The 21,489-nt window shown below is 31.9% G+C and carries 23 protein-coding genes and 1 tRNA gene; 19 read left to right on the forward strand and 5 right to left on the reverse strand.

All coding sequences use genetic code 11. The features are described 5' to 3' along the window. Nucleotides 1–8 precede the first annotated feature (8 nt). The 7 genes from PMI10_RS03200 to PMI10_RS03230 are packed head-to-tail and all read left to right on the forward strand — an operon-like array spanning nucleotide 9 to nucleotide 10,585. Nucleotides 9–893, forward strand: coding sequence for a hypothetical protein (locus PMI10_RS03200; protein WP_007804422.1), 885 nt, complete (start codon nucleotides 9–11; stop codon nucleotides 891–893). After that, nucleotides 893–1,126 (forward strand): hypothetical protein, encoded by a 234-nt coding sequence (locus PMI10_RS03205; RefSeq protein ID WP_035631281.1) that lies wholly within the window; start codon nucleotides 893–895, stop codon nucleotides 1,124–1,126. The genes PMI10_RS03200 and PMI10_RS03205 overlap by 1 nt, the downstream gene beginning before the upstream one ends. After that, nucleotides 1,062–1,520, forward strand: coding sequence for a hypothetical protein (locus PMI10_RS03210; protein WP_007804423.1), 459 nt, complete (start codon nucleotides 1,062–1,064; stop codon nucleotides 1,518–1,520). The genes PMI10_RS03205 and PMI10_RS03210 overlap by 65 nt, the downstream gene beginning before the upstream one ends. Beyond that, entirely contained in the window at nucleotides 1,517–2,125 is a 609-nt protein-coding gene (locus PMI10_RS03215; protein ID WP_007804425.1) for a hypothetical protein, read from the forward strand. The genes PMI10_RS03210 and PMI10_RS03215 overlap by 4 nt, the downstream gene beginning before the upstream one ends. After that, nucleotides 2,115–6,317, forward strand: coding sequence for a hypothetical protein (locus PMI10_RS03220; protein WP_007804427.1), 4,203 nt, complete (start codon nucleotides 2,115–2,117; stop codon nucleotides 6,315–6,317). Before PMI10_RS03215 ends, PMI10_RS03220 begins: the two co-directional genes overlap by 11 nt. Next, nucleotides 6,317–8,557: a hypothetical protein gene (locus PMI10_RS03225; protein WP_007804429.1), complete on the forward strand. Its 2,241-nt coding sequence runs from the start codon at nucleotides 6,317–6,319 to the stop codon at nucleotides 8,555–8,557. The genes PMI10_RS03220 and PMI10_RS03225 overlap by 1 nt, the downstream gene beginning before the upstream one ends. 3 nt (nucleotides 8,558–8,560) lie before the next feature. Further along, the gene (locus PMI10_RS03230; RefSeq protein WP_007804430.1) at nucleotides 8,561–10,585 is read left to right on the forward strand and encodes a hypothetical protein; all 2,025 of its coding nucleotides are present in this window, start codon (nucleotides 8,561–8,563) and stop codon (nucleotides 10,583–10,585) included. Between the two features lie 166 nt (nucleotides 10,586–10,751). Here the strand turns inward: PMI10_RS03230 and PMI10_RS03235 are convergent, their stop codons facing one another. Beyond that, entirely contained in the window at nucleotides 10,752–11,066 is a 315-nt protein-coding gene (locus PMI10_RS03235) for a hypothetical protein (RefSeq protein ID WP_007804434.1), read from the reverse strand. Between the two features lie 303 nt (nucleotides 11,067–11,369). Here PMI10_RS03235 and PMI10_RS03245 point away from each other — a divergent pair, with 303 nt between their 5' ends. The 10 genes from PMI10_RS03245 (at nucleotide 11,370) to PMI10_RS03290 (ending at nucleotide 17,440) form a co-directional block, all read left to right on the forward strand. Then, entirely contained in the window at nucleotides 11,370–13,163 is a 1,794-nt protein-coding gene (locus PMI10_RS03245; RefSeq protein WP_007804438.1) for a hypothetical protein, read from the forward strand. A gap of 2 nt (nucleotides 13,164–13,165) precedes the next feature. Beyond that, nucleotides 13,166–13,915, forward strand: coding sequence for a LamG-like jellyroll fold domain-containing protein (locus PMI10_RS03250; RefSeq protein ID WP_007804440.1), 750 nt, complete (start codon nucleotides 13,166–13,168; stop codon nucleotides 13,913–13,915). 3 nt (nucleotides 13,916–13,918) lie between these two features. Next, nucleotides 13,919–14,293: a hypothetical protein gene (locus PMI10_RS03255; RefSeq protein WP_007804442.1), complete on the forward strand. Its 375-nt coding sequence runs from the start codon at nucleotides 13,919–13,921 to the stop codon at nucleotides 14,291–14,293. Continuing rightward, nucleotides 14,290–14,685: a hypothetical protein gene (locus PMI10_RS03260; protein WP_007804444.1), complete on the forward strand. Its 396-nt coding sequence runs from the start codon at nucleotides 14,290–14,292 to the stop codon at nucleotides 14,683–14,685. The genes PMI10_RS03255 and PMI10_RS03260 overlap by 4 nt, the downstream gene beginning before the upstream one ends. Before the next feature lie 4 nt (nucleotides 14,686–14,689). Next, nucleotides 14,690–15,286 carry a hypothetical protein gene (locus PMI10_RS03265; RefSeq protein ID WP_007804446.1) on the forward strand — a complete coding sequence of 199 codons (597 nt, stop codon included), beginning with the start codon at nucleotides 14,690–14,692 and terminating at the stop codon, nucleotides 15,284–15,286. A gap of 2 nt (nucleotides 15,287–15,288) precedes the next feature. Next, the gene (locus tag PMI10_RS03270) at nucleotides 15,289–15,729 is read left to right on the forward strand and encodes a CHAP domain-containing protein (protein WP_007804448.1); all 441 of its coding nucleotides are present in this window, start codon (nucleotides 15,289–15,291) and stop codon (nucleotides 15,727–15,729) included. Then, the gene (locus PMI10_RS03275) at nucleotides 15,726–16,346 is read left to right on the forward strand and encodes a hypothetical protein (protein WP_007804450.1); all 621 of its coding nucleotides are present in this window, start codon (nucleotides 15,726–15,728) and stop codon (nucleotides 16,344–16,346) included. The genes PMI10_RS03270 and PMI10_RS03275 overlap by 4 nt, the downstream gene beginning before the upstream one ends. A 50-nt stretch (nucleotides 16,347–16,396) precedes the next feature. Beyond that, on the forward strand, nucleotides 16,397–16,621 hold the full coding sequence (locus PMI10_RS03280; RefSeq protein WP_007804452.1) for a hypothetical protein: 225 nt from the start codon (nucleotides 16,397–16,399) through the stop codon (nucleotides 16,619–16,621). A 173-nt stretch (nucleotides 16,622–16,794) separates the two neighbouring features. Further along, nucleotides 16,795–16,983, forward strand: a complete 189-nt coding sequence (locus PMI10_RS03285) for a type II toxin-antitoxin system HicA family toxin (RefSeq protein WP_007804455.1) — start codon at nucleotides 16,795–16,797, stop codon at nucleotides 16,981–16,983. Between the two features lie 46 nt (nucleotides 16,984–17,029). Further along, nucleotides 17,030–17,440, forward strand: a complete 411-nt coding sequence (locus tag PMI10_RS03290; protein WP_007804457.1) for a type II toxin-antitoxin system HicB family antitoxin — start codon at nucleotides 17,030–17,032, stop codon at nucleotides 17,438–17,440. 193 nt (nucleotides 17,441–17,633) lie between these two features. Here the strand turns inward: PMI10_RS03290 and PMI10_RS03295 are convergent, their stop codons facing one another. Then, nucleotides 17,634–18,860 (reverse strand): tyrosine-type recombinase/integrase, encoded by a 1,227-nt coding sequence (locus PMI10_RS03295; RefSeq protein WP_007804461.1) that lies wholly within the window; start codon nucleotides 18,858–18,860, stop codon nucleotides 17,634–17,636. A gap of 120 nt (nucleotides 18,861–18,980) precedes the next feature. Next, nucleotides 18,981–19,054: transfer RNA gene (locus tag PMI10_RS03300), tRNA-Met, on the reverse strand. Between the two features lie 155 nt (nucleotides 19,055–19,209). Between PMI10_RS03300 and PMI10_RS03310 the strand changes: the two genes are divergently transcribed. Both PMI10_RS03310 and PMI10_RS03315 read left to right on the forward strand, forming a co-directional pair. Continuing rightward, on the forward strand, nucleotides 19,210–19,602 hold the full coding sequence (locus PMI10_RS03310) for an START-like domain-containing protein (RefSeq protein ID WP_007804463.1): 393 nt from the start codon (nucleotides 19,210–19,212) through the stop codon (nucleotides 19,600–19,602). Nucleotides 19,603–19,656: 54 nt separating this feature from the next. Next, nucleotides 19,657–20,496, forward strand: coding sequence for an aminotransferase class IV (locus tag PMI10_RS03315; protein ID WP_007804465.1), 840 nt, complete (start codon nucleotides 19,657–19,659; stop codon nucleotides 20,494–20,496). Here the strand turns inward: PMI10_RS03315 and PMI10_RS03320 are convergent. Continuing rightward, nucleotides 20,493–21,053: a YqgE/AlgH family protein gene (locus PMI10_RS03320; RefSeq protein WP_007804468.1), complete on the reverse strand. Its 561-nt coding sequence runs from the start codon at nucleotides 21,051–21,053 to the stop codon at nucleotides 20,493–20,495. The two genes, PMI10_RS03315 and PMI10_RS03320, sit on opposite strands and share 4 nt — an antisense overlap. 128 nt (nucleotides 21,054–21,181) lie before the next feature. Continuing rightward, the gene (locus PMI10_RS03325; protein ID WP_007804470.1) at nucleotides 21,182–21,454 is read right to left on the reverse strand and encodes an HU family DNA-binding protein; all 273 of its coding nucleotides are present in this window, start codon (nucleotides 21,452–21,454) and stop codon (nucleotides 21,182–21,184) included. Nucleotides 21,455–21,489 lie beyond the last annotated feature (35 nt).

Below are 21,489 nucleotides of genomic sequence, written 5' to 3' on the forward strand. Positions count from 1 at the left end.
AATTAATCATGAGTACACACTTAGAAATATGTGGCGGTGAAGCCGCAACAAAGAATACAGGCTTCAAGGAGCAATGTATCGAATCAAAATTACAAATTCCAATCATATCAGACGGGTATGAATTCGCAACTGTTTCAGCATTTAAAACTGTAGCAACTTGGAAAACTGCCCAGCAAAACAAACATTTAGTACCATTATTTCCGGTTTATGAATTGGCAGATGCTTCTACTGAAGACACAAAGTTTGAAAGCGGTAACTTTTCTAAAATTACGGCCAAAGGAGTTGAAAAGATAACATTTGAATGCTACATCAGCGTATGTGCTTATGCTGCTTTAAAATCTTATGAAAATTCAGGCAAGTATGGTGAACTGTTCGAATTCAATGAAGATGGTGATTATTCTGGAGTTTTTGCTGCTGATGGCGTTAAAGTAAAAGGTAGAAAAATTAAATCATTAACCGTAACCAGAATTCGCGCAACTAAAGACAAAGTTCCGTATGTAAAAGGAGAAATCACTTTTGCAGATAAAGACGATGTTTTGAATGCTGTAATTGTAAAATCAGATCTTACCGAAACCGATTTGGAAGGAATTTTTGATGTTGAACTGGCACAAGTTGGAACAGCATCAACTACATCAATAAAATTTACGGCTACTGCAGGATGTTCCGGAGGAGGTGCTTTAGTGACATCTTTGGTTGCTGCTGATTTTGTATTATTAGATCCTACAGGTGCAGCTGATACATTCACTTTAACTCCGGCTGATGCCGATGGAGTTTATGAAATTGTTGGAACAGGTTTTACAACCGATTATACTATTTCATTAGATGGAGTTGTTGCTCAAACAACAATTATGTATGAATCTCCTGAAGCATTAACTGTAACGGTTACACCATAATGAAAAAGGTTTATTTAGGAATAGAATTCGCAGAGGACTATAATAAGTCCTTTGCGGAATTTAAAGCTGATTTTGGCTCAAATCACATCTTTAAAAAATTCCAACCAAAGGAAAGAGAGCAAGAATTAAAAAAGGCTTATAAAATAGCAACAGGATCAACAAAATCAGATGGGAACGTTTCAGGAACAATTGGCAAGGTCAAAGAAGTTACAACCCAACCGGCTGAAGAATGATCTTTTTAAATATATCAGAAGTATTGAAAAAGATTTACTAGACCTGGAGAAAAAAAGAATTTCAGAAGATAGTAAAGATATTTTCGGAAATCCAATTGGATTTTATTCAGAAGCTACGGAAATATTATCCGGTGGGAATAAAAAAGCAGGAGATCCATTTACCGGTATTGATACTGGTGATTGGTTTAAGGGATTCAATATGCAAGAAGTTGCAGGAGTTATCAGATTTAGTTCTACTGATTCTAAAAATTCAATAATCCTTAGCAATGGACCAGACAATACTTGGCTATCTGATGAGCTATTTGGATTAACTGATAAAGAATTAAAGGAGGTAATCACAAGTAGGTTACTTCCTTTTTTTATAAAAAATTCTAAAAATATACTTCAAATATGATTTACAAATCACTTGATACAATTCCATATAAATTATTTGTTGAAATTTCAGAGACACTTAATGTAAAACTCTTATGTAGTGATGAAAATCAAGAAGTTGATATTGAAGAATTAACGAATATCTGGAATGATCTTTATGATAAGCATTTGAGTAAAAATCAAACTTCTGAATCAAAAAAAATATTCAAATTATCCAAAGAAGTTGACACTTTTATTACACTTCATAAAGTTGTTTTAATGGCTTGTTATTCGCTTAGGTTCGAATTTAATGAGGACATGTATAATATTCTAATTTCAAAAAATTACAAATTATCAATTGAAGATACTCTTTCATATTATTCTGATATAGATAAAATTGAGCGAGAGGCTAATGCATATATAATTAAAGCTGAATATTATAAAGGCATGTTGCCGGATCCTGAAGAAAACACAAATACTGATTATACTGTTGATGATATCATGGCCAGTCACTCTGCAATTTTAGGATATGATATTGGAGCAGATTATAACCTGGTGACCTACAATAAATATTACGCAACAGAAAAGCAGGTGAATGCTAAAATAAAATCTATTCAGAACCAAATTCAAAAGAACAATGGCAAATAATAACGGAATAATTACACGAAAAGATATCATTTCTGATGATGCTTTGAATTTTGGTGAAGTATACGCCAAACAGCTGAAAGTTGCTATTGATGCGAATGAAGTTTTAGTTAAATCTGTTAAAGAATTAAATAGCGAAGTTCAAAATTTTAAAACTGCAAATAATCAAAAAGACTATATAACAGCCAAACAAGCCGCAACACTTGCAACACAGCAAGCAATAGCCGCAATTAAAGAACAAGAAGCTGCCGAAATATCTGCTAACAAAATTAAGATATCGTCTATTGCATTATCTGAAGCGGAAAGAAAAGCCAAATTAGCATTGGCAGATTCTGAGAGTAAACTTCAAAAGGCCAAAGATTCCGGCGTTAAAATGACACTTGAGGAAAAAATATTATTAGCGGAAACCACAAAAGAATTAAAATATCAAGCCCGTGAAAGATTGGGTTTGGTTGGAGCGTATGAAAAACTTAACAAAGCTCGTTTAGACGCTCAAAAACGTTTGGCTGATTTAATTTCTGCGCAGAAAAAGAATACAGTTGAGGTTATAATTGCTCAAAAAGAATTCGACAAACTTGATGCAAGAGTTAAGGCTGTTGATGCTGCTATCAAAAATTACTCAAAGAATATTGGTAATTATGGAGATGCTTTTAAAGGTCTAAACGGAACATTCAGAGACTTGATGTCTACTTTTGGTTTAGCTACTGGACTTGCATTATTTGGACAAATCGTAAAAGATATTTTTAGTGTAATTAAGGATTTTGACCGTCAATTAATTGCCGTTGGTAAAACAACAAATATTACTGGAGAAGATTTAAAACAATTCGGAAGAGAAGTTGTTGAACTTGGAGATAGATTGAATGGAGTTACGGTTGAGGGTTTGATTAAATCAGCTGAGGTGGCCGGTCAATTAGGTGTTACAGGAACTGCCAATATTTTAAAATTCTCTGAGGCAATTGAAAAATTAAAACTTACTTCTGATATTATTTCTGATGAGCAAGTTGCGCAGTTTGCAAAATTCATTGAGGTTTCGTCAGATAGTTTTGAAAATGCAGATCGTTTGGCTTCTGTGATTACACAATTAGGGAACTCATTTGCCACAACTGAAAAAGAAGTTCTTGCAAACGCTACTGAAATTCAAAAAGGAGTAGCTGTTTATAATACTTCTGCTCAGGGCGTTTTAGCATTAGGAGCCGCGACTTCTTCTTTAGGATCAGAGTCTGAGGTTTCGGCAAGTTCTATTCAAAAGACTTTTGGAGTAATCAATAAAGCTATTGCTACTGGAAAAAACTTAGAGAACGTTTTAAAACTTACAAATTTAACTCAGGCAGAATTGTCTAAGCAATTTAATAAAGATGCAACTGGAGTATTTGTAAAGTTTGTAAAAGGGCTTAGTGATGCAAAAAAAGGAGGGCAAAATTTAGCTGTTGTTTTAGGCCAATTAGGATTAGATGAAGTAAGATCATTTAAAACAATTGGATCATTAGCTGCAAATTATGATTTGTTAGCAAATGCTATGGCACAAGCTAAGCAGGAATATATAGACAATGCAGCTTTAAATAAAGAAGTTGCTGCTGCTTCTGAAAGCCTTTCGTCTATTTTATCTGATATAAAAGATAAATGGGAAGCATATATTCTTAATGCAGATGATGCAAATTCTGGAACTGCATCTTTAGCTAAAACTCTAAAATTTATACGAGATAACTTTAAAGAAATTATTGATGTTATTGTAAAGGTTGGTACAATATTGTTTACTTATATCGGAGTTTTAAGAACAGTAAACTTTATAATGGTTACTTGGAATGCTATTTCAACGGCCGCAACGGCTGCTCAAATTAGATTTGCCTTATCCACCGGAATAGGTACAAAATCTATTCTTGCTCAGGCAGCAGCTGCCCGGGAAGCAATGGTTGCTCAGGAAGGTTTGAATATTGCAGTAAAAGCTACTCCATGGGGGTTAATACTTGCTTTTTTATCAGCTGCTATAGTTGCTTACATGGTATTCAATGATGAAATGTCAGATGCCGAAAAAAATATACAACGAATTGTTGAGGCAAATAAAGAACTGGAAAAGACCGAAAAATTCTATTCTGATCAAAGAGATAAATTTAATGCAGAAAGATTTAAAGCAATTGAAGATGATATAAAATTAAGAAAGGCACAGGGTGAGAATTCAGATAAATTGGATAAAGAAGAAATAGCAAGGAAAAAAGAAGTAATTCAATCATCAATTGATGTTTACACTAATTTAAAAAATGCTGAGATAGAAAGAACTAAAACTGAAATTAACAGTTCTAGACAAAGAATAGTTCAGTTACAAATTGAGCAAAAAGTATTAAATGAAAGCGGATTTAGGGTAAGTAAACAAGGTAGAACCACTGAGGAACTTGATCAGTTTATTCAAACCGAGAAAGATAAATTGAATTTAAAAAAATCTTCACTTACACAAAATTCAAAACTTACAACAGAAGAATTAGCCAGATTAAATAAACAACTTCAGGACCTGGATAAAGATGCTGCTGTCAAGGATGCAGAATTAAAAAATGAACTTTCTAAGAAAGCTCTTGCTGCATTGAGAAAAAGAATGAAAGAGAGATATGAACTTGAAAAAAAGGCACAAGAAGATCTATTTAAGCTTCAACAATTCAGACTTCAAGTTGCAATTGATATTAATGATGAAATACTGAATAACGATAAAATGTTCTATGATGATAAATTGGATGCGCTTAACGATAATATTCAGTTAGAATCTGAAAAAAAACGGAATGCTGCTGAATATGAATTAACTCAGTTAGGAAAATATAATGAGAAAACCGGAAAATTTGCTCGTGAACTTTCTGATTTAGAAATTAAAACTTTGCTTGAAAATGGTGAGATTAAAAAGAAACTTACTGATGGTCAAAAATTAATAATTGAAAGATTTCAGGATGATCAAAAAAGGCTAGTCCAAAAAGGAGCTAAGGATCGTCAAAAAATAATTGATTTTGAGGTTGATGAAGTAAAAAAAAGAATTGAAGATCAGTTATTGGCTCAGGATACAGCAGTTCAAAATAAGTTATTAATAGAAAATGAGCAGTTTAAAACAGAGTATCAATTAGCCGGTGATAACTATGCGTTATTAGAAAAGGCTAAAAAAGATCATGAAGAAAGAAAGCTAAAAATAGAATCTGACGCTGCAAAAGAAGCTTTAAAAACTCAAATTAATACTATACAAAAATTATTAGATGCTGAAAAATCTAGAACTGACGGTTCTGCAATTTCAATTGATAAAATAAAAAAATTAGAAAACGAATTAGCTACTTATCGAAAAGTATTAAGTGTAGAGCAAACAAATTTAGATACTTTAACTAAAGAAAAAAGATTAGAGATAGAGAGAGAAAAGGTTGAAAAAATCAAAGAAATGTCTCAAAATTTAAATAATGCTTTGGTTGATTTAGGTAATTCAATTTTTGAAACCAGAATCAAAAATATTGATACTGAGATTTCAAAAAACAATGAGAAATATGATAAGCTTATTGAATTAGCCGGTAAGGATGAAAAGCAAAAGGATTTGCTTCAAAAAGAACGCGATAAGAAAAACGATCAATTAGAAAAAAAGAAGCGAAAAGAACAGGAAAAACAAGCCAAGTTCAATAAAGCTATTGCTATTGTTCAAACAACAATTAACACAGCTCAGGCGGTTATGAAAGGATTTGCAGATAGTGGCTATGTTGGTGCAATTTTAGCCGCTGCAATTGGTGCAATTGAATTAGCAACTATTATTTCTACTCCAATACCAAAATATAAAGATGGGCGTAAAGGCGGTAAGAAAGAAATAGCAATGCTTAATGATGGAGTAGGTTCTAACGGCCAGTATATTCAAGAGGTAATTGAGCGCAGGAGTGGTGCTGTTGAAGTTCCAACAGGTAAAAATAAAATTGTTCAATTGTATGAAGGCGATACTGTTCATAAAAATATTGATGAATATAATAGATTGCAAAGATCAGCAATGATGGCAAGTATTAATATGGAAGGACGTAAAATGAGTGATTTTCAAGCTTCCCAACATTTTGAAGCCACATACGGCAAAGAATTATTAGAGGAAATGAAATTGACAAGAAAAGCAATTCAAAAACAAAAACCAATTATTTACCACGGACCAAAAATTGATATTCCTCATTCAATTTGGAAATCTAAAAACACAAACTGGAACTAATGGGAAATATTAATCCACAATATAATGATCGTGTTCAGTATATATTGAAAAACAAAGATTTAGGAGATTTAATTACTATTGAACCTGTAGGATGGACTGATGATGATAAAGAATATTCCAGACACGAACAGTATCATGGTATATTCCCTAAGTTTTCTAATTCATTAAAATTTGTAAAAGATGCTTCGGAATATATTCAGTTGATTTTAGATCTATATGGCATCATGGCCGAAATAGAATTGGTCCGTAATGAAAAGCATCCGCAAACTGATGTTTGGACTTTGACGTATTCAGGATTTTTGGATTTGTCTACTTGGAGCCGTGAAAATAAACAAGTATCTGTAAAATTCAATTCCGGAGGTTTAGAACAAGAATTAAAAGCCAGGGAATCAGAGAATGTAGAGGTTGACCGTTTAACAACAATAAATGATACTGCTATTCCTGAATTAAATACGATTGATGTTGAATTAGAAGGGCGAAGAATTTTTCTTCAAACTAAATTTGGAATAAATCCAACCGAAAATTCTGTTTTTTTAAGAAACACTTCTTCTGATGGTAATACCAGAGGTTGTACTATTCCTGTACCTTTAAAGAAAGTAGCTTTTTCTCATGACAATGCTCATGAGCCAATTCCAGATTCAAGAGTTGGAGATAATTCATGGGAAAGGCATAATAATGGTGAAGTAGATATTTTGTTTTTTGCAGTTTCGGATAAAAGAAGGGATTTAAAACTAAAACTAAAACTTCAATTTACAGTTAACATAGTAAGTTTTGATGATGTTGAGGGTTTTGGATTTTGGGCAAGAATAGTTACTTATAAAGATGGAGGAGACTTTGTTTTTAAAGAAAATAGAATGTTATTTTTTAAACATGATTTTGTAGAATTGGATGGAAATACTTTTTCTATAGATTTTGAAGATACCATATCTTTATTGGCCGGGGAAAGTTTAGGTTTAGTTTTTGATCAAAATGCAAATTTTATAAATACGTCTTCTCAAACTTTAGAAATAAGCGTTGACAATATTAATTGTGATCTGAATGTTGATGAAGATAGTTTTGAAGAAAAATCAACAACAAAAGCAATATTAGCTCATGAACTGGCAGATAGATTAGTAACAATTTGCACGAATAAAAAAAATGTTTTTTATTCTGATTATTTTGGAAGAACTGATTTAGGATATGCTGTTGATGGACCGGGTGCGTTTATTGGATTTACTCATGGATTCTGGGTCCGTAAATTCGACAAATTACCAATTCCAAAGGAAGAAACGCCAACACAAAATAAAGTAACTAATTTATTCAAACCACTAACAACATCATTTAAAGATTTTGTTATTTCAAATGAGGCAGTTCTAAATATTGGCGTTGGAATAGAAAAAATTGGAAACATTGAAAGAGTTAGAATTGAAGAAAAGAGTTTTTTCTACAACAATAATGTCACTATAAAATTGCCTAATCAGGTGAAAAGTGTAAAAAGAACCATTGCAATTGATAAGTATTATTCAGCTATTGAGGTTGGTTATGAAAAAGGTGGAAATTATGAAGAAGCATTTGGACTGGATGAATTTAATGTAAAGTCAAATTTTTCAACCATAATCAGCAAACTTAAAAATATTTTTACTGAAGTTTCAAAATATAGAGCAGATAGTTACGGGATGGAGTTTGCCAGAAGAAAACCAAAATCAATAAACGATACTGAAGATACAAGTTACGATGAAGATATTTTCTTTTTGGATTTAAAAAGAGGATTGTCAAGTCTATTTGTTCAAAGAAAATGGCAGGATGATTTTGAGAAAGAACCTACAGGTATATTTAGCCCGGAAACTGCAACCAATTTAAGATTATCTCCTGTAAATTGCTTGTTACGTCATGGATGGTGGATTTCGGCTTCAGTTATAAAATATGCCACAAATAAATTAAAGTTTGGGTCTTCTACTGCAAACAGGCAGCTTAAAACCCAACTTATCGGCGGCCATGAGTATGCTGAAAATGACGATATAATAAATTCAGAGTTAAAAAATGCTCGTTTTATTCCGGAAGAAATTGAATTCGAACATGTTTGTGATTTTGACGTGATGCAACAGGTAAATGGAGTATCTGTAATTCTGGGTAAACGAATTATTAATCTTTATGGATTAGTTGAATTTGTAAATGAAGAAAATGAGATTGAAAAAGGTTTTTTAATGAACTTAAAGCCAAACGGTAAAGGAAGTTGGCGAGTTTTAAAAGCAAATAGATAAATTATGGCAAATTCAAAAATAACAATAGTTTTTAATGATGTTCCGGTTGATGGTAACATTTTAAATATTGCTGAAACAACTCAGTCAAGATATTTAAGCGAAGTTTTTAAAGAAACTAGACTCGCAAGTTATCAAACTCAAATACCTGGTTTCTTGCCGGATGATGGAATACATCCAGATCGTTATATTGGTTTTATATCAAATTATTATAAATCGGCTTTTAATCTGGATCACAACATCGGAAGTCAATTTACAATAACCTCAATTAACGGACCTACCGATTCAGGCACTGGAACCGTAATTATTGAAGCCAATTATCCGAATGCTTTTTTTATTGTTGATATTAATACTGCAGATGTTGATGTTACTATTGAAAATGAGGAAGCATTGCCTGATTTTAATATAATTGACACATCTTTCGATGCCGCTACAACAAATCAGTGTCAAAATGTAAAAGTAATTGTTGAAACTGATGAGTTAGCTACAAAAATATTAAGTCCGATATCTGTTAATCCAAATACTGACAATCCATTATCTTTTGACTGGTTGAGAGGTGATACTATAAACTTATTGTTAGAAGATGTAAATGGTACTCAAGTATCACAATTAATTGTTTTACCATCTCTTTTAACTGCTTCTAATTTTACAATAAATGTAAATAATAGTCCAAATGGTGCAACTGTAACCGTTGAAAACGTTAATACTTCTGGGTTAGATTTAGAATATTCATTAAACAATTCAACCTGGCAAACAGAAAATGTTTTTTCAGGCCTTGATGTTGGTAATTTTACCTTATATGTTCGTGATCAATTTGGGTGTTCATTTAATAAGCCTTTTTCAGTAAATGAATTTGGTATTCAGTCACCATATTTTTACATCTCAAAAGCTAATTCTATTCGTTATGCAAATCGCATAACTTGGGGAGATTCTGAAAATTATAAAAATGATGAAAACACATTGAGTTGTGAAGTTGATGTTGAATTACCATATAAGGAATATCAACAGTTTCAAAGCGCTGATATTCCTGCAACTCAGTTTAAAAGCAATTACGCTTCAAATGTAGCAACAGTGATAAAAGAAGATCTCACAGAGGTGAATGTACCTATAGTTAAGAAAACAAATAATATTGGAATAAAAGACAAACGAGATGCCAGAAAGTATAATTTAGGAGATGGGAAAACCGGAGTGTATTTTTTATCTGGAAACACTTATGACTATGATACTGATGTTGTAAGCGGCACTTATTCATTAAATGGATTATTGCCGGAGTGGGCTATCGTTGGAAATTATATTGTTATTTCGAATGCGTGGTTTTTGATTGAGCAAATTGTGTATGATGAAACCAAGAATGCCGATGTAATCGTTTTTTCACAAAATTACATTGGTCCTGAAATTAGTGTTGTCGCCGGATCAATATTCAATAGATTTAATTATGAAGTTTACGAATATTCTATTGATATGGTTAATTACATTGATCAAAAATTTAGAGTTAGGCTTGTGAATTCGGATCCCAATTTCACTACTATAACACATTTGAGTGAGGTAATTTGGTCTAAAGTGAAACATGATAATGTATTGGAAATTCATTACTATAATACCACTAATACTGATGTTTTCTATTCTACGGGAATTGAATTTAAAATTAGAATTCCTTATACCATTATAAGAGGTAAAGTTGACGAAGATAGCGAAGTTCATAAAACAGATACAGATACAATTTTGTTGACTGCTGATTTATACGAAGGTGATGAAGTTGTTTTTGAGCCGGTAACAAAAGAAATTTGGAGAAAAATTATGATAGCCTTATCACATGAGAGAGTTTGGTTAAACGGTGTAGGATATGTAAAAAATGGAAGTTTTAATACCGAAGGTCCATTGGAGAAATCAAATTTATATGTTTTAACAGCTAACATGCTTAAAACCGGCAATGTTTATAATTCACAAGGTAGTGGTAATCTTGATTTTGATGGAACAGAAATTGAAGTTCCAGGATTAATTTCAACGGAATCCGGATATGTAAGTTACTAATTCCCTAGAATTATAGGGAATTAAAAAAGCCACTAATTAATTTTAGTGGCTTTTCTTGTTTTAGTTATATTCTATATTTTTTAATAGAAATTTTGAAGGTGTAATTTTGTATTCTGCTTTCATTTTCATTAAAGACTTATTCAAAGATTCGTATTGGCTCACTAATTTACTTTCCATTTTTAAAATCTTTTTTAATAAGCTCAATTATATCATCACATTCCATAGTGTCAAATAGGTGTAATTCTTCATCATATGGAAATATTTCAAATTCTATATAAAAAAATTCTAAAACCCAAAAATATAGTTTTGTATGTTCCTGAATAAAATCAAGAGTGTTCCTATCAAATTTTGAAATTTTAGCAAGGTTATTTTTTGACAGATCATTTAATGCATAGTTAAAATACCCTATAGACGCATCTAGTTCTCTTATAGATTGAAATAAATTTTTACAGGAATCAAGGTATTTATTAACTGTGCTCATTTTTTAAAATCTTTAAATTGTTTGCCATCTACATACACACTTCTATTGTCATGATAATGGTGATGATGTACTATTGTAGTTGAACGATCAACATAGCTTGAATCACTTTTATTTGTAAATATGGCATTACCCAATAGCTTACCAATTAGCGTACAACCGCCAACAACAACGAAAAAAAGTATAATTAGTTGAATCATAAAAGCAAAGTTATTAAAAATTAAAGTTTTAACTAATTCATTTATCTATTTAGAATTATTATAAATAGATAAAAAATATTTACATTTGTTGAATAAATTTTTCATCATGAGTTTTCAAACATTTGTAACTGAACGTTTAGCTGCACTTACGGCAATGCTTAATGCAACTTCTAATAATGCAAAAAAAATTGATGAATTAGAGCCTCAGGACACAATTAATCCTGCATCCAGAATCCATGTATCTATTGACGGAGTTTCACAAAGAATAAGTATTCAGCAGTTAATTGATATTTTAAATTCAGGGAACTACGATATGTTAGTTTCAATTGGCGAAATAACTTTAGATGGTAATGAAATTACAATACCTGCAGATGCTGTTTGGAGGATTTCAGATGTGTATTATGGCAATATTTCACCTATTGAAATCACAATTCCATATTGTGCTACCGGTTTGCAGCGAAAAGATATTTTAGTCGCTAATACCTCTAATAATATAGTTTTGGTTCAGGGAGATGAAACTGCTGGAATAACTTTCAGACCTAATATCCCAATAAATACAGTTTTAGTAACTGAATTAGATGTAACAGATTCAAGTGTTGGAGATCCAACTCCACCAATCACAGGAGATAATTTTGTTGATAGATTTTCAAATCAAGATATAGAAGGAGAAAAGACTTTTAGGCAAATTACAAAGTTCAGATCTGATGCAACAGATAGTTATACGGCTATTTTTGAAGATTTTTTCAGGTTTTATAAAAACCAAGAATCTGAAGATAATGGAAGTGTCTCAATTACTGCTGTTAGTGATGTAATTGGAGATTATATACAGCAACTTCAAGGTAAAGATGGTATTATTGCTTTAATGGAAGATGTTGACTTGAAAGTTGATAAAGTTACCGGAAAAGGACTAAGTACAGAAGATTATACAACCGCTGAAAAGAATAAAGTATCGTTCATTACAATTACTCAAGCGGTTAATTTAGATGATATTGAGACTCGTGTAAATGAGTTGGATGCAGCTGTTGTGCTTAAAGGAACTTGGGATCAGACTACTGGAGTATTTCCAGGTTCAGGAGTTGCACAAGCTGGCTGGAGTTATTTAGTTAATGGTGTAACTGAAACTACTATTGACGGAGTTAAATTTAACAATGGTGACAGAATAATTGCTGTTGTGGATAATGCGAGTACTTCTACTTATGCTTCAAATTGGTATTTAGCTGATTACACAGACAGAGTTAATACTGTAGCGGGTAGGACAGGAAATGTAGTTATCACTTCTTCTGATTTATCAGATTTCAATTCTGCTGTTAATGCCTTAATAACTTCAGCAATTTCAGGTAAAGAAAATACTTCAAATAAAACTGGAACGGTTGTCGGAAATGAAGCTTCTACATCTTTGTATTTACACATTGCTGGGGCAATTGCATATTTTCAACAAAAATTAACTGATTCAATATTCGGAACTTTTGTAAATTCTTTAACATCAAAAACTACTCCTGTTGATGCCGATAGTATTTCAGTAGTTGATTCAGCTGATTCTAATAAACAAAAAAAGGTTTCTCTCACTAATTTTAAAGCATTTTTTAAAACTTACAACGACAATCTTTATTCTCCAAGATATACGCCAGTAGTAATAATAAGCGGAAATACCACTTTGGATGATACTCATAACGGAAAGGTTCTTTTGCTTACAGGATCTTATACAGTTACACTTCCTAATGGATTGGCAACTAATTTCGGAGTTACAATTGCAACAAAAGCGAGTTGTACTTTAACAATGTCACTTGGGGGCTCAGTAACATTGCTTAACAATGTTGGTACCACAATGGCAGAAAAACTAAGCTGTACTTTTTTAAATACTGGAAATTCGAACGAATATTTAACGGCTGGAACTATTTAATTATGAATTTATTTCAAAGACAAATATTAGGCAATAAAAAAGGAATTAACGCTTCTTTGTCAGCATATTATAAGCTGGATGGAAACGCAAATGAATCAACAGGTTTAAGTCCTAACGGATCAGCTACAGGAATTGATTATGTTGCTGGAAAAACAGGGAGTGCGGCCAGATTTGATAGTTCAACTGATAGAATAGATATAGCCGACACAAATAGTTTTTCATTTACTGACGGAGTGAATGATCTTGCTTTTTCTATGTCTATGTGGGTAAATTTTACAGTTTTTACTGTAGCAATAAGTGGGAGTACTTATGGTAATTGGTTAATAAATAAACGAGGTACAGGTACGAATAATGAATGGCAGCTTGTGTTGCACGAGGGAGAATTAAAGTTTTTTAAGTTTAATGCTTCCGGTTCTATTTATCAGGGTATAAAAATGGCGAATCCTTTTTCTTTAAATACTTGGTATAATTTAGTTTATACAGATGATGGATCTAAAACAAATGCTGGGATGAAATTTTATATAAACAGTGTTTTACAAACTGTTTCAAATAATAATAGTGGCACATATACTGGAATGACAAATGGCACAAATGGCGTTAGGATAGGTTTGAATTCTTGGGATTTATCAAGCCCTTATTTGAGACATCAGGGATATATAGAAGAAGTAGGTGTTTCTAAAAATAAAGCGTTGAATCAGTCTGAAATAGACTATGTATATAACGGAGGTAATAGTAGAACTTATCCATATTAAATTATGATACAAACAAAGGAGATTATCTTGTATTATTCAAGAAGTCAAAAATCAGGAAAAATAAGAATAGAATTGACAAATCCAATTGTTGACCAATCAGGAGCAACAACGTTCACAGTTACTGATTGGGTTGTGGATGAGGACGGAAATAAAACATATCGTGATTCCAAATCGGTAACTAAAACTGCTGACGAAATTAATTATTTAGATTCTTACATCGAAGATAATTTCCCAGAAGTTTTATTGCTGCCAAAAACGGAACGAGAGCGCAAAAAAATGAAAATAGGTTTGATGCTCGACACTCAGACAAATTTACTAGATAGCGGAAATACTATCTATGGACTAACACCAATTGATTGGGAATTCACAGCAGAATGAAAAAACTAATAATCGAAATCGGACTTTTTATAATGGCAATTTTAATATTTCCATTACTATTTGTAGTAGGTATAATTTATACCTGCGGTAAACACATATGGAAATTGGATTATTCCTTTTCAAAACAGTTTACTCCAATCCTGAGAAGTGTAAATCTAATTTTAGATGGTCTGGCAAATGCTGGGGCTGGTGAGTTGTTGAATGATTGTTTTAAGATTACAGGATCTATTAAATATGGCAAGTGGTATCAAACCATATCGGCTGTAACAGGATTAATTTTATTACATATAAAAGATACCAAAATGCGTATTTTTTTAGACAAAGTACTTGGAAAGAATCATTGTGTTGATGCTGTTAGTATTGAAGATAAATTTTACCACGAAAATAATTAAGCATATGGATATTTCTAATTATATAAACTATTTGGCAAAGCCTTTACTGACTGCTAAAAAAGTAAGCACAACATCAAAAGGAATTGCCCTTTCAATTCCTACTCTTGCATTAATATCGACTTTACATATTGAAAAACAAGTATTAATGCTTTTGGGAGTTTTATTAATTATAGATTTTTTAACGGGGATTTTGGTTTCATTTAAAATTGCAAAAGATGCCGCAAAAAAGAAAGGGCAATTTGCTACGAAAGATACTACGGATCATAAATATTTTGCACGTTTACTTTTTAAGATAAAGTTTTATTATAATGTGATTGAAAGTGAAAAATTACGTCTTTCGTTGCTAAAAATGACCATGTATATGTTTGCTATAATTGGAACTAAAACAATTCAAAGCATGTTTAAGATAAAGTCGTTTCTGCTTTCTTTTTCTGATGAAAAGTGGACAATAACAATTGTTGTAATAGCTATATGCTGTGTTTTTGAAGTTCATTCAATTGTTATGGAGAATGTGAAAAAATTGGGTTATGATTTAATTGATAAAATATTTTCAGTTTTCAGGTCTTATAAAGAAATTAAAAAAGAATTTAAAGAAGAATAATTATGAACGAAATAATAAGAATAGCGGAAAAAGAAATTGGACAAACAGAAAAGCCAGCCAATTCAAATAAAACTAAATATAGTAAATGGTTTGGACTTGATGGTGTTGCTTGGTGTGGAATTTTCGTAAGTTGGTGTTATGCTCAGGCAGGTTTTATGTTACCAAAAATTGGATTTTCAAAAGGATATGCCGGATGTCAAACGGCTGTAGCATACTTTAAAAAAATGAATCAAATAACCAGTACACCGGTTGAAGGTGATATTGTATTTTTTGATTGGAATTCAGACGGAAGATATGATCATACCGGTATATTTGTAAGGTGGCTAACATCCGACACATTTGAAACAATTGAGGGTAATACGGCTGTCGGAAATGATAGTAACGGCGGTTCGGTTATGAGAAGAAACCGAAATAAGAAAACTGCAATTTTCGTTCATCCATGATTACGTTAAGTTTGATTTGGAAAAATATAAAATACATCGCAGTAATTGCTTTAGTGATTGCTGTGGTTTGGTTTTATAAAGATTATCAGTTCCAAAAATTAGAAAATTCCAGGCAAACCGAAAATGCAAGCCAGTTACGAAAGTCTGATAGTTTGCGTTTTACAACTCAAATTTTGACGGCTAACGAGATTAAAGATTATCTTCAGTATCAAAATTCAGATTTAAAAAAGAAGCTTGATAATGCCGGTATAAAAGTAAGCCGAATTGAAAGCATTGTTTCTAATTCTTATAAATATCGTGATACTTCAAAGCGCGAAACTGATGTGTCTGGGTTGGTAGCTGCAATCAAAAACAGTATTCCGAAAGAACAAACCTGGAGCGACACAACTAAATGTCTAACTGTTGATGGAATTGTTTCGTTTGATGGACAGAAATTGAAAGTTGTGGTGAATGATCGTGAATTTAAAAATAAGTCTGATGCTGTTGCTTATTGGGAGCGCCGACAATGGAAATTTTTAGGAATTAAAACCCGGTTATTTGGTAAAAAGGAATTTACATCAATAAATTTTGATGAGTGTGGCGAAAGCAGGGTGATGAAAATTGAAAAGAAAAAATAGCGGGATCCGAAAAGCTAATGAGTAGGAGTGAATAAATAAATATAAAAGTTATGCCAGTAGTAAGAGCAAAATTCGTTTGTGAATCAGTTACAAATTTCGAAGGAAGTAAAACAGCTAAATTAAGAGCAGTATATGGAACTGCTGAAGAAAATGCGGATTTCACAAAATATACCCCTAATGGCAGTATAGAGGTGAATATTACAAATGATGCGCCAGCGGACGGAGTGTTTAAACCGGGTAAAAACTACTTTGTAGATTTTACAGAAATAGAATAGTTTTATTGTTTTTTGGTTAGTTAATTGAAGCGTTTCAGAAATGAAGCGCTTTTTTATTTTAAAATATTTTAAAAAAAACACTATAACAATATTGTTATATAACAATATTGTTATATATTTGTTGAGTAATAAGGAAGTTCTTTAAAATATTGTCTAACCTAAAACCAATTTAAATGGCATCAGTCAATGAGTTATTAAAAATACTCACAAAAGATGGTTGGTATCTACATAGGAGCGGTGCAAACCATGATTTATATAGACATGCCAACAAGCCGGGTCAACTTACCATACCAAGACATGGGAGTAAAGAAATGGCAAACGGTACTTTAAACAGTATCTTAAAATCAGCAGGGCTTAAATAGTCCTGTTGATTTTTAAAAACCAAAAAAAACAATCACAAAAAGTATTATGAAAGCAAAAAAAAGCAGGATAACAGTCATAATCGAGAAAACTAATACCGGTTTTTCCGCTTATGCAAAAGAAACAAATGGATTAGCTACAGTCGGGAGTAGCATATCTGAATTAAAAGAAAATTTTAACGAAGTCCTTCAATATCATGTAGAGTATTTACAGGAAAAAGGAGAAACCGTTACGATAGGAGATTTTGAATTATCCTATGAGATAGATTTAGAGCAAGTATTTGATTATTTCAATGTGATTAATAAATCTGCTTTTGCAGAACATTATGCAGAAATAAATCAAAGTTTATTCCGACAATACACAAAAGGATTAGCACCTTTATCTGGAGATAAAATGGAGCAAATATCCAAAGGATTACACAAATTAGCAAATGAACTTAGCGATTTAACTTTGGTATAAAAGTTGACAAGACAATATTTTATAACTTATTATTACAATTAATAATGAAAAAGCGACCACTAACGGCCGCTTTTTCTTTTTTTCCAGCTATCGTTATGATATTTATTGCTTGGATTTCCTTTAAATTTATTCCAAAGTATAGTAAATACTAAAGCGAGTATTATTAATGAGATTATGATATCAGGTATTTCCATTATGCAAATTTATTATTAAGCGTTTTTAGCCTTTCAAATTGACGTTCTTTTTCTCCAACAGCATAATGCTTCTCAACCATTTTTGTAGATGTATGATTAGCCATAGCAGCTGCATCCTTCAAAGATAACATAGCAGCCGTTTGGTCAAGATTTAAATGTTTCAAACTGTAAAAATCAGCAGTAACATTCAACTTTTTCTTTACATGTGTTCTCCAACGTCTATCTATCTGTTCCCTACGAATAGTAGTAGGACCAGGAACCAATCCACGAGAAAATAAATAATCTCCTTTTTTCGCTCCATAAAGAGATTTAATCCAAATATCCATTGCAACATCTTTTATTACACGTTCAACCCATTTATTTTGCTTTCCTTTCTTTATAAGAACACGATATCTTTGATTGACTAACGAAATGTCATCAACTTTTAAGTTTAGTAGCTCAGTAATACGACCACCAGAATGGAAGAATAAAATTGTAAATCTCCAAAAGTCAGGAAAGTTATTTTTTAAATGTTCATTAACATATTTTCTCTGTTCTTCAGTAAGAATTTCTCTTATTTGTGTTTCATGAACACGCTTTTTAATTTCCAAAATAATATCACTCTCAACAGCTTCATATTCCATCAACTCTTTATAAAGTGTAGAAAGATATCCGCGATACTTGTTGAATTTGTGAGCTGAGAAACTCTCTTCTGTTTTTTCTAATTGATCCAATGTAAAACGGATATGTTTTCTTTTTATATCATATATTTTTATTTCTTCAAACCTCAACTGTTGAGCGGCTACTTTGAATCTATCAAGCATATATTTTATATCATTATAAGTTGATTCTACAACTTTAATGCTTTTATGTGCTAAATCCAATGCAGTTAAAAAAGGAGTGTCTGGGCAAATTTCAGTTAAATATTTATCTTCAGGTTCTGGCTCAGATTCCGTCTCAATCATATATTGTTTGGTTATGGGATTATACCCCATTTCTTCAAAAAGCTTAGGAATTTCTTCTAAAAGTAATTTTGCTGCAGCTCTTCGGCCTTCAAGAGTTTTTATTTTATTTAGCTTTCTCCGGAACGGAAATCCCTTTGGATATTTTTCTTTAAATAATGGATCATAGTAATCGCATTGGACGTACCATTGTTTTTTTAAAGAAGCTTTTGACGTTGTTGTTTGCCAGTTTTCAGGCGATACCCACAATTCAGTGCATGAGCATCCATTAGGTAAATTTTTCATTGATTGTGTAGTTTTACATTGCCGTTTACATTGTCGTTTAATGTAACTACACATTTCGAAAGTGATTGAAGAAAGCTTAAAACCCTTGTTGGGAGTGGGTTTTAAGCTATTTCCTTCTTGTAGCGAGGACGGGAGTTGAACCCGTGACCTCAGGGTTATGAATCCTGCGCTCTAACCAACTGAGCTACCTCGCCAATATTGCATCGGGAACCGAGTTCCTCATTGCGGGTGCAAATATAAAAATTATATTAAAGCTGACAAGCATAAATCAAAGAAAAAAAAATATTTTTAAAAAACCTTTTTTTTTGAACAGATATTCTTATATTTCCAAAAAAATTAAACGCATCACATGGATTCAAAAATACGCTACGAAATAGAGTTTCCGATTAATTCTTCTCCTCAGTTATTATATCAATATATATCAACTCCGTCCGGTTTGTCTGAATGGTTTGCTGATAATGTAAATTCTCGAGGTGAGTTTTTTACTTTTATCTGGAATGATTCGCAGGAAAAAGCGCGTTTGGCTTCGAAAAAAACCGGTGAAAAAGTAAAATTCAAATGGGTAGATGAAGCTAGTAAAGACACTGAGTATTTTTTTGAACTACATATATTAGTCGATGAATTAACAAAAGATGTGTCATTAATGGTTATCGATTTTGCTGAAAAAGAGGAAGTAGGAGAAGCTAAACAATTGTGGGAGAATCAAATTTCGGATTTGAAACATCTAATAGGATCAGTTTAGTAAAATTCTATTTTATGACTTATATTTGCCCTGAACAAAATTCAGGGTTTTTTTATGATCAATTTTAACGGAAACATAATAGCGCAGGGCGATAATATACTAACTCAAAACAGGGCATTTTTGTATGGAGACGGTGTTTTTGAAACAGTAAAGATAGTTAACAATAAAATTTTATTTCTTGAAGATCATTATTTTAGATTAATGGCTTCTATGCGTGTTGTTCGAATGGAGATTCCGATGAATTTTACAATGGAATACTTTGAAGAACAAATTTTAAAAGTGGTTCAGGAAAATGGATTTTCTGCATCGGCCAGAGCAAGAATTACTGTTTTTAGAAATAATGGCGGATTATATTTACCTCAAACGAACGAGGTTTCTTTTTTGATTCACACAACTTCGCTTGAAAATGCTTCTTATGCTTTAAATGAGTCTCATTATGAAGTTGATTTGTATAAAGACTTCTATGTGTCCAGACAATTATTATCATCCATTAAAACAACTAATAAGATGATTAATATTACCGGAAGTATTTTTGCCAGTGAAAATGGTTTTGAAAACTGTATTTTGCTTAATGATGCTAAAAATGTTGTTGAAGCTTTACAGGGAAACTTATTTATGGTGATTGGCAAAAAAATAATTACCCCGCCAATTTCTGAAGGCTGCCTAAATGGAGTAATGCGCAGGCAAATTTTGGCTTTGGCTAAAAAAACAGAAGGGATTGAAGTTGTTGAAGAAATAATTTCGCCTTTCGATCTTCAAAAAGCTGACGAATTATTTCTGACAAACGTAATCACGGGAATACAGCCGATAACAAAATACCGAAAAAAAGAGTTTACGAATAATGTGGCTCATTTATTAGTGCAAAAACTGAATGAATCCATTTCTGAAAATTAATTCAGATATGGATTTTCAGGTGCATTTGACCAAATAAGATAATCGCCTCCCAGCTCAATAATTTGTTCCTTCCAAAAATGGGTGGTAGATTTTCCGATAATTTTATTTTTATAATTATTATCGGCAATAATCCAGGAGTTGCCCTGCATTTCATTTTCAAGCTGATTTTCGTCCCAACCGGTATATCCTAAGAAAAAACGAATATTGTTTTTATTGATAGATCCGTCGTTTATTAAGTCTTTGGTTGATTCAAAATCACCTCCCCAATAAATTCCATTAGAAATCTCAACACTATTCGGAATTAATTCTGGAATATTGTGAATGAAATAAAGATTATCCTGTTCTACAGGCCCTCCATTATATATCTTGAAAGAGGCATCAATTTCAGGTATTAAATCATTAATAGTATATTTTAATGGTTTATTGATGATAAAACCTATTGATCCTTCTTTGTTATGGTCTGCTAATAAAATTACCGATCTATTAAATGATAAATCTCCAATTATAGAAGGCTCGGCAATAAGCAGGTGTCCTTTTTTTAATTTTTCTGAAATCATACGGCTACAATTTTTATTAAATTTAATCATAAAATATTTAAAATCCCAAATAAAATCGTTAAACCGTATAAAAAAACCTTCCATGTGGAAGGTTTTGATTATATTATAAGTTTAGGGAACTTTCTTACTTAGTTCACTGCACCTTCTAATTCAGCTCCAGCTTTAAATTTAACTACATTTTTAGCAGCGATTTGAATAGTTTTTCCTGTTTGAGGATTTCTACCGTCTCTGGCAGCTCTGGCTGATACTGACCATGATCCAAAACCTACTAATGAAATTCTTCCTCCTTTTTTCAAAGTTGACCCTACATTACCTAAAAAAGATTCTAAAGCTAATTTAGCCGCAGCTTTTGTAATTCCTGCATCAGCAGCGATAGCATCGATTAATTCTGATTTGTTCATAATAATTAGTTATTAATTGTTGGTTAAAAAAAAAA

Origin of the sequence: Flavobacterium sp. CF136, from assembly GCF_000282055.1 — a bacterium.
Classification (GTDB): Bacteria; Bacteroidota; Bacteroidia; order Flavobacteriales; family Flavobacteriaceae; genus Flavobacterium.